This window comes from Myxacorys chilensis (assembly GCF_059505265.1).
The window spans coordinates 1-8,550 of the sequence record NZ_JCACKG010000127.1 but is presented as its reverse complement, the minus strand read 5'-3'; the positions used below and the strand labels follow the sequence as shown (position 1 = coordinate 8,550).

The following is an 8,550-nucleotide window of genomic DNA, read 5'->3' as shown; positions in this document are numbered from 1 at the left end:
ATACTACTCTTAGCTCCCTGTCCGATTTTTGGGTGTCATTTCATATCTTAACCACTCCTCGCAACTCAATTCCACTTGGACTCCAGCCCACAGAATTATAAAGATTTGTAGTTTCAGCAAGATAGTAGTGATCAGCAAGACCAGTAAGTTCCTGAATCGGAACTTTGAGGATTTTCAATACGCTGAACTCTACAACTTCAAAACCCATATCCACTTGGGTAAAGCACTAATTACAGACAGGATGCCCCTCCCCTACATAATGTGTATGTCCCATTAAACATAAATAACATCGCGACCTTTCTCTCAGACCTCTGGGGATAATCAATGGAGGAAGTAAGGTTGATAAGGATTGTCGCGATCTTTTTCTCAAACCTCTGGAGCTAATCAATAGATGAAGTGAGGTTAATCGATGAAGTCGGGAGGTTTAGCCTAAACCTCCCGACTTTCGCTTTAATCCCCTCTAAACTGCGATGTTTGTAGAGCAACCCTAACCACAATTTTGCGTCTAGCATCACTGCAACTGTCTAAAATGCGATCGCAGTAGCAACGTTCTAATGGAGCTTTGTAACTTAGTCAGATTTGCCTTCAAGCGTTTAAGTGCTTTCCTGCAATTTTTTACGTAGCGTACGAATTGCAGTGCTAGTGCTGCTATCAATCGCTGTCTGCAATGTCTCTCTAACTATCTCAGAAAGGTTGATCTCAGGAAAATAGCGGCTGCTGGACTGAATCACATAGGCGTTGTCCTGCAAACCATGGATGCTTAGTTCATTTGCCTTGAACAACCAAACTTCCGGCACACGATACGGCAGATAATCGTTGACATCGGTGTAACTCGTCACGTCGATTTCAATCACTAAGTCGGGTGGGGGCTCAACACTCCAGTCAATCCGACCTTTACCCGTCACTGCCGCCCAGTTATCGATGTAAAAACAATAATCTGGCTCAAATCCGCTCTGTTCTGGCAGCTTCATTGTGATCGGTGTGTAGGCTTGATACTCCTCCTCAGAATGGTCAAGTAGTACAGTCACAATGGTTGCCAATATATGCGCGTCAAAGCCATGTACGGGGAGAGGAGCCATCAGCAAAATTTCTCCAGGTCGGTATTTGATGCGGGGAATCGATTTGTCGTCGCCTCGTTGTTGAGTCAGCGCGAGATAGTCTTGCCAGTTTCCCAGTAAGCGTACAACCGTTCCGGGGGGCAGATTAATTTTTTCAGGAGATACGATCGCATACATTGAACCACCACCTTTTTGCAGCGCCAATCGATAAATCAACCTTGATTTATCAATTCTGTTACTTGATGGTAAACGCATCAGTCAAGGAACATACGGTTTTCCGATCCGAAAAGCATTAGCACTCGGAGGCTGTGAGTGCTAAATTATCTAATTGGAGAACTGCGAGACAAAACTCACTATGGCAAAGATTGTTGTCTTTAACGACGAGTCCCGGCAAGCGCTTGAGCGGGGCGTAAATGCCCTAGCTGATGCAGTGCGTGTCACCTTGGGCCCACGCGGACGGAACGTACTGCTTGAGAAGAAGTATGGCGCACCTCAAATTGTTAATGATGGGGTGACGATCGCAAAAGATATTGAACTCGAAGATCCATTAGAAAATACAGGCGCGTCGCTGATTCGCGAAGTTGCCTCTAAAACGAAAGATTTGGCAGGCGATGGCACCACCACCGCCACCGTTCTCGCCCAAGCGATGATTCGCGAAGGCATGAAAAACGTAGCTGCCGGAGCAAATCCGATCAGTATTCGTCGCGGCATTGAAAAAGCGATCGCAACTCTTGTAACCGAAATCAAAGCGGCGGCAAAGCCCGTTGAAGGCAATGCGATCGCACAAGTTGCCACCGTGTCTTCTGGCGGTGACGAAGAAGTGGGCGCGATGATTGCCCAAGCGATGGATAAAGTCGGCAGAGACGGCGTGATTACTGTTGAAGAATCGAAATCCCTGGCGACAGAGATGGAGATTGTTGAAGGGATGCAAATCGATCGCGGCTACCTTTCTCCCTACTTTGTCACCGACGTTGAGCGGCTGATTGTCGAGTACGAAAACGCGGCTATTTTGCTTTGCGATAAGAAAATTAGCTCGATTCAAGAACTCGTTCCGGTACTCGAAAAGATTGCCCGTGCGGGTCAGCCGTTGCTGATCGTTGCCGAAGACATTGAAGGTGAAGCCCTAGCAACGCTAGTAGTCAACCGTCTGCGCGGCGTTTTGAACGCAGCCGCCATCAAAGCACCCGGATTTGGCGATCGCAGAAAGCAAATGCTCGAAGACATCGCCGTTCTCACCGACGGTCAGGTGATTTCTGAAGAGATCGGCATGAGCCTCGACACCGCTACGCTTGAGATGTTGGGAACGGCTCGCAAAATCACGATCACCAAAGATGCCACCACGATCGTGTCTGACAACGACAACAGCGAGAACGTTAAAAAGCGTGTTGAGCAACTGCGTAAAGAAGTCGATCGCAGCGATTCGGACTACGACAAAGAAAAGATTTCTGAGCGCATCGCTAAACTAGCAGGCGGTGTGGCAGTGATCAAAGTTGGAGCCGCAACCGAAACCGAACTGAAGAACCGCAAACTCCGCATCGAAGATGCTCTCAACGCTACGAAAGCAGCGGTTGAAGAAGGCATCGTTCCCGGTGGTGGTGTTTCGCTGATTCACCTTGCTGAAAAGGTGACAGCAATGGCGGCAAACCTCAGCGCTGAAGAACGAGTCGGGGCTGAAATTGTGGTGCGATCGCTCGATGCTCCGTTGCGTCAAATTGCGGACAACGCGGGCGCAGAAGGTTCGGTTGTCGTCGAGAAAGTGCGTGAAATGGACTTCAACCAAGGCTTTAACGCCTTGACAGGCACTTACGAAGACTTGATTGCGGCTGGAATTGTTGATCCGGCTAAAGTCGTTCGGTCGGCGCTGCAAGATGCGGCTTCGATCGCAGGTATGGTACTAACGACTGAAGCGCTGGTCGTTGAGAAACCTGAACCCAAAGCTGCGGCTGGCGCTCCCGGAATGGATCCGATGGGCGGCATGGGTGGTATGGGCGGCATGGGTGGTATGGGCGGCATGGGTGGTATGGGCGGCATGGGCATGATGTAGTCTGCCGCTCTAGCTTATAAAAAGCGTCCTAAAAAGCAGTCGATCTTAAATTAGATCGACTGCTTTTCATCTTTATGGGCAACTGCTACTCGGCTTACGTGGTCCTAAGTTGATTCGATTTAGCCTTGAGAGATCTAGCGTAGAGTTTTCATACTGATTCTGATTTCCTACTTTCTTCCAGCGACCCAGCTTGAGGAATCCACTCGGATCAAATGAGGTGTTGGAGCGACTAGCAGGATCGGGCGACGGCTCGTAGGGAATAGCAATGCCTGTGAATGTGTTGCCATTTACTGTACCTTTCACACAACTCCCGGCATTGTCAATTTGCCCAAACGTTCCAACGATCTGGTTTCCTTGCTTATTCAAGAGAAACAAGACACCGCCTTGCTTAAGGAGTTGGTCATCGCTAATCGTCCCGGATGCTTTGCCATTCCAGAAGCGGTAGCTGCCGTTTGGTAGAGTTGCGACGGTGCTACCCGTTGGCGATGGAGTAGATCCCGATGCAGACTGGCAAACTAACGTATCGTTCACCGCTTTGAAGCCGTCGCCGTTGCTAAAGCCCCGCAGTTCGTTGTAATACTTCGGATCGCTCAAGAATAGTTGCCGCGCTTGTGCAACATTGGTTTTGTATAGGATCAGTTGTCGCTCTGATGCGATCGTCGCGGCGACCGTTCCACCAACAGGCGTTGGCAACTGTTCATACTTAAACGTGGTATTCCCGTCCATTTCGGTCAGAGTAACGAACGTCCGCATTCCTAATGGGTTGGGAGTTCCAGCGTTGGAATTGAAGCCACACGTGGTGGTCGGCGTCGCGGCTTGAGCGGATGTAACTGGAGTCATGCTCCCCACGATTGACGCAAGAAGCACCATGACAACGGGGTTGAATGCCAAAAGCGATCTGGATTGGAAGAAGTTCAACATATCCTACGGGATGACCTAAAAACGGATGCCTTGTCATACTACAGGCCGGTAGTGCTGCGTGATTAAAATAGACATTTGTCTTAAAAAATACTTTGAGACAAGGCATTTTACGTAAGATTGAGCATGCCTCCCCCAACGAGGTACTTGACTTCCTTAAACCCCTTTGCTACGTTCAAGGTAATCAACATCTGATCCAAAGTTTTTTCGACCAATGCACTACAGCCCATCCTACTTTTACTTTTTTTGGCGAGAGGCGGTTCACCTGGCGTGAATGAAGCTTGTCTTCGCCTGGTGAACCGCAGAGTCGCATCTGCGGTTTTTTAATGGCTTGAAGATTTGCCCTACACTCCCCTCTCCCCTTCATCCTTCATCCCTCCCATGCTCCCCCTCACCCCTTGGTTTTTTAGCTTTTTCTGGACCCAAACCAGTTCTGGGTGAGATTTCTACATGAAATTCTTCAGCCTGGAACTCAATCGGTTCCAGGCTTTTTTGTTATTCACCAACCTTCTCTTAAAGGAGTCATTCCAATGCAAGGCGCACCCCTAGTCACAAAGCTCAATTCTGCTCACAAAACGATCGTGCCGCTCTCCGATCTCGTCTCGATTGGCGGCGAAGAAGTCGTAATTATTGGTGGGCCCTGTACGGTCGAAAGTCTAAGCCAAATGGAAACCGTCGCTCGACATCTCAAGTCGGCTCCCATTCAAGCGCTTCGAGGCGGCGTTTACAAACCGCGCACCTCGCCCTACGCATTTCAAGGCATGGGGATTGAGGGATTAGAGATTCTCGCCTCAGTACGGCAACGCTATGACCTACCTGTGGTGACAGAAGTGATGGCGATTTCGCAGATCGAAGAGATTTCTGCTTATGCCGATATGCTGCAAGTTGGCAGCCGCAATATGCAAAACTTTGATTTGCTAAAAGCGTTAGGACAGGCGAGTAAACCGATTCTGCTCAAACGCGGACTGGCGGCGACGATCGAAGAATTTGTCATGGCGGCAGAATACGTTGCTAGTCATGGCAATTCCCAGGTTGTGCTGTGTGAGCGGGGCATTCGCAGTTTCGATCCCTACATGCGTAATGTGTTGGATCTGGGCGCAGTGGCAGCCCTGCGTCAAATCACTCATTTACCGATTCTGGTTGATCCTAGCCATGCGGCAGGCAAACGAGAACTGATTGCTGATTTGTCGAGAGCCGCGATCGCATGTGGAGCCGATGGACTGATCATCGAATGCCATCCCGAACCCGAAAAATCAGTGTCCGATGCGCGGCAAGCTCTTTCCCTAGAAGATATGGCCGCCTTGGTTCGCAGCCTAGAGCCAATTGCAGAAGCAGTTGGACGAAAAATGTACGGGCGAGAGCTTGTGATTAGCGCCCGTCACTCTGAAGAAATTGCCTAGTTCCTGACCGATGGAGGGCAACCGTCACTGCACGGTCATCCCTCAATCGGTGGCGATGATCGAACCCATTAGGAGCAATGCTTCATTCAGAAGTCTGAAGATAAGTCTAAAAATGTTCCGCGCGGGCGAAGTCCAGCCCAAATGGATTAGTGAAGCAGTTGAGACGATCTTTACGATCGCCGAATATTCAAACAGCACCAATCGCCACGTTTCCACAGCGCTGCAACAATCCAACCATTCGCTTCTAAAGTGTCAGCGACAGGTTTCGCTTGTTCTATCAGAATTCCGCTCAAAATTGCCCATGTTGAAGCTTTAACCAGTGGATTCCACTGAGGAATTAAGTCAATGATCACTTCTGCCAAAATATTGCACACCAATCCATCTACGGGTTCAGCCAGCATTGTTGCTAGCTGTTGAACGCTTCCTTCTTTCACAATCAATTTTCGTGGATCGATTTGATTCAGAATGATATTTTCTTGCGTTGCTTTTACTGCTAACGGATCAGTATCTACGGCGTAGGCTTTTTTCGCGCCTAGCAATAAAGCTCCGACAGACAAAATTCCTGATCCGCAGCCAACATCCGCCAAAACCACATGTTGAGGATTTTCGCCAAGGCGCATTTCTAGCGCTTCTAGGCAAAGCTGAGTGGTGGCATGATCGCCAGTGCCAAACGCAACGCCGGGTTCTAACTGTAGAACAAGGCGATCTTGCGTCTTTGGTTGAGGTAGCCACGCCGGATTAATTAAGAAGCGATCGCCAATCTCTTGCGGCTGCCAATGCACTTTCCAGCTACTCGCCCAATCTTCCTCATCAATCAGTCCCCACTGCACGATCGGAGTCGGCAATTCGGCGCACAAGGCATCTTGGCGGATCCACAGTGATAGAGCAGACAGATCTAATAGCTGCGCTTTTTGCTGAGGCAAGTAAGCTGCAACCAAGCACGACGAGCCGGTCAGTTGGCTTGATGTTCCTCGGCAACCGAAATCATCGAGTCGCCAGTAGACCAGTTCATCTAGTGCCGCATCGCAGAGGACTTGAATTTCCCACCAACTGTTTGACATAGAGCGAGCAAAAGGGATGAGGGATGAAAGATTTAATTCTCTCATGCTTCATCCTTCATCCCTCATCCCTCATCCCTTTTTATAACGTCACAGTATAGGCATCTCGAATACCTGAAACCTTCTTCACCTCGTTTAAGATGTTCTCGGGCAAGGGATCATCAATGCTGAGAACCATGACGGCATCCCCGCGAACGATCTTACGACCGACTTGCATACTGGCAATATTGACGTTAAAGCCACCGAGTAACGAGCCGATACTCCCAATGATTCCCGGCATGTCTCGGTGCAGGGTAAACAGCATATAGCGGTTGGGTGGAACGTTGATCGGAAAGTCATTTAAGCTGGTGATCCGGATTTCATTGTCGCCGAGCAACGCCCCGGTTACAGAATGCTCACCAAGAGAGCCTTTTGCCGTCAATTGCAAGGAACCCGCATAGTCCTTGACCGACGCATCCCGAGTTTCGATGACGCGAATTCCTCGTTCTTTTGCTTCGATGCTGGCATTTACATAGTTGACTCGTTCTTGCAAAGCGTGAGATAGCAACCCTTTTAAGGCGGCAATCACGATCGGCTGGCTTTGATTGGTCGCCAATTCTCCGCGCAAGCCAATATTGAGTGATTCGATCCGTCCGCCTGCAAGCTGACCGACAAGATTTCCTAACGTCTCTGCAAGCTGTAGATAGGGTTTGAGTTGCTCTAATAGATCAGGACGCAAACCAGGGATGTTGACTGCCGATCGGGCGGGTAGTCCGAGCAGAACATCGCGAATTTGTTCGGCAACATCAACCGCGACGTTGACTTGCGCTTCTTCGGTGGAAGCCCCTAAGTGGGGGGTGAGGACGATTTCTTTGCCCAATGACGTGAGCGGGCTTTCTCCTAATGGTTCGGAGCTAAATACGTCTATGGCGGCTCCCGCGATTTTTCCTTCTGCCAAAGCTGTCGCTAAGGCTTGCTCATCGATAATGCCTCCTCGTGCACAGTTGATGATGCGAGTGGTCGGTTTCATGCGTGCGATCGCATCGGCATTGATCAAGTTTGCAGTCTCTGGCGTCTTCGGAATATGCAGCGTGATGTAATCCGATTCTTGAAACAGCATATCGAGTTCGACCAATCGGCAATTGAGCTGTTCTGCCCGTTCAACCGACACGAAGGGATCGTATGCCAATAGTTTCATGCCCATCGCTCGCGCAACGGTGGCGACGTGCGCACCAATTTTGCCCAGTCCAACGACCCCTAAAGTTTTGTTGTAGACCTCGTTTCCGGTAAAGCTTTTGCGATCCCACTTGCCACCTTTAGTCGATTGGTTAGCGGCAGGAATGTAGCGCGATAGAGACATCATCATCGCCAGCGTGTGTTCTGCGGCTGCGATCGTATTGCCTTCTGGAGAGTTGACGACCACAATACCACGTCGGGTCGCTGCCGGGACATCAACGTTATCAACGCCGACCCCTGCCCGTCCAATAATTTTGAGATTCGTGCCCGCCTCGATTACGTCTGCTGTGACGCGGGTTCCAGACCGAATCATGAGCGCATCATAGTCTGGAATGATCTGCACGAGTTGCTCAGGGGGCAACCCAGTTTTGACATCGACTTGGGCAACCTGCGAGAGAATATCAATTCCCACTTGATCGATGGGATCGGAAACAAGAACCTTGGGCATAACTACTGCTGTTGAATGAGAGGTGTTGGATGAGAGGAGATGAGGGGCGGAGCGGACTAAGGGGTAGGACTCATTCCTTGTGCTAGTGTTGCCACAGGCGTCCCTTCTTGCGGAGTGCAGGCGTCCTTCATCCTTTCAAGACGTTCCCCAAACAGTCATTCTAGTAGATCGGTGTCACTCGCCTTGCTGCTGATCCAAAAATTTTCGGATTAGCAGCGATCGCAGGTTTGACAAGGAATCAAGCGTCCTCTAGAGTGATTCAAAATATTACCTCAGGAGTAAAACCAATGCTTCAAGCTGTAAAGCGTCTCTCAGGACTAGCTGGCTCAACGGTTGTATTGTTTGGGCTGGCAAGCTTAGGATCGTGGATTAAATAAGACCGGAAATCATCAGCCCTGTGGTTTAGCCG

General features: G+C 49.8%; 6 protein-coding genes. 2 read left to right on the top strand and 4 right to left on the bottom strand.

All coding sequences use genetic code 11. The annotated features are described in order from the left end of the window. Positions 1-593: 593 nt before the first annotated feature. Positions 594-1,313 (bottom strand): Uma2 family endonuclease, encoded by a 720-nt coding sequence (locus AC5JLB_RS09930; protein WP_495873672.1) that lies wholly within the window; start codon positions 1,311-1,313, stop codon positions 594-596. A gap of 100 nt (positions 1,314-1,413) precedes the next feature. On the opposite strand from AC5JLB_RS09930, the gene groL reads away from it, so the two are divergent. Beyond that, entirely contained in the window at positions 1,414-3,102 is a 1,689-nt protein-coding gene (groL, locus tag AC5JLB_RS09925) for a chaperonin GroEL (RefSeq protein ID WP_495873671.1), read from the top strand. A gap of 72 nt (positions 3,103-3,174) precedes the next feature. On the opposite strand, the gene AC5JLB_RS09920 is transcribed toward groL, so the two are convergent. Further along, positions 3,175-3,972 carry a hypothetical protein gene (locus AC5JLB_RS09920; protein ID WP_495873670.1) on the bottom strand — a complete coding sequence of 266 codons (798 nt, stop codon included), beginning with the start codon at positions 3,970-3,972 and terminating at the stop codon, positions 3,175-3,177. 485 nt (positions 3,973-4,457) lie between these two features. Between AC5JLB_RS09920 and aroF the strand changes: the two genes are divergently transcribed. Further along, positions 4,458-5,420, top strand: a complete 963-nt coding sequence (gene aroF, locus AC5JLB_RS09915; RefSeq protein ID WP_495873669.1) for a 3-deoxy-7-phosphoheptulonate synthase — start codon at positions 4,458-4,460, stop codon at positions 5,418-5,420. Positions 5,421-5,590: 170 nt separating this feature from the next. Here aroF and prmA read toward each other — a convergent pair whose 3' ends face one another. Both prmA and serA read right to left on the bottom strand, forming a co-directional pair. Then, positions 5,591-6,481 carry a 50S ribosomal protein L11 methyltransferase gene (gene prmA, locus AC5JLB_RS09910; protein ID WP_495873668.1) on the bottom strand — a complete coding sequence of 297 codons (891 nt, stop codon included), beginning with the start codon at positions 6,479-6,481 and terminating at the stop codon, positions 5,591-5,593. 79 nt (positions 6,482-6,560) lie between these two features. Then, on the bottom strand, positions 6,561-8,141 hold the full coding sequence (gene serA / locus AC5JLB_RS09905; RefSeq protein WP_495873667.1) for a phosphoglycerate dehydrogenase: 1,581 nt from the start codon (positions 8,139-8,141) through the stop codon (positions 6,561-6,563). Positions 8,142-8,550 lie beyond the last annotated feature (409 nt).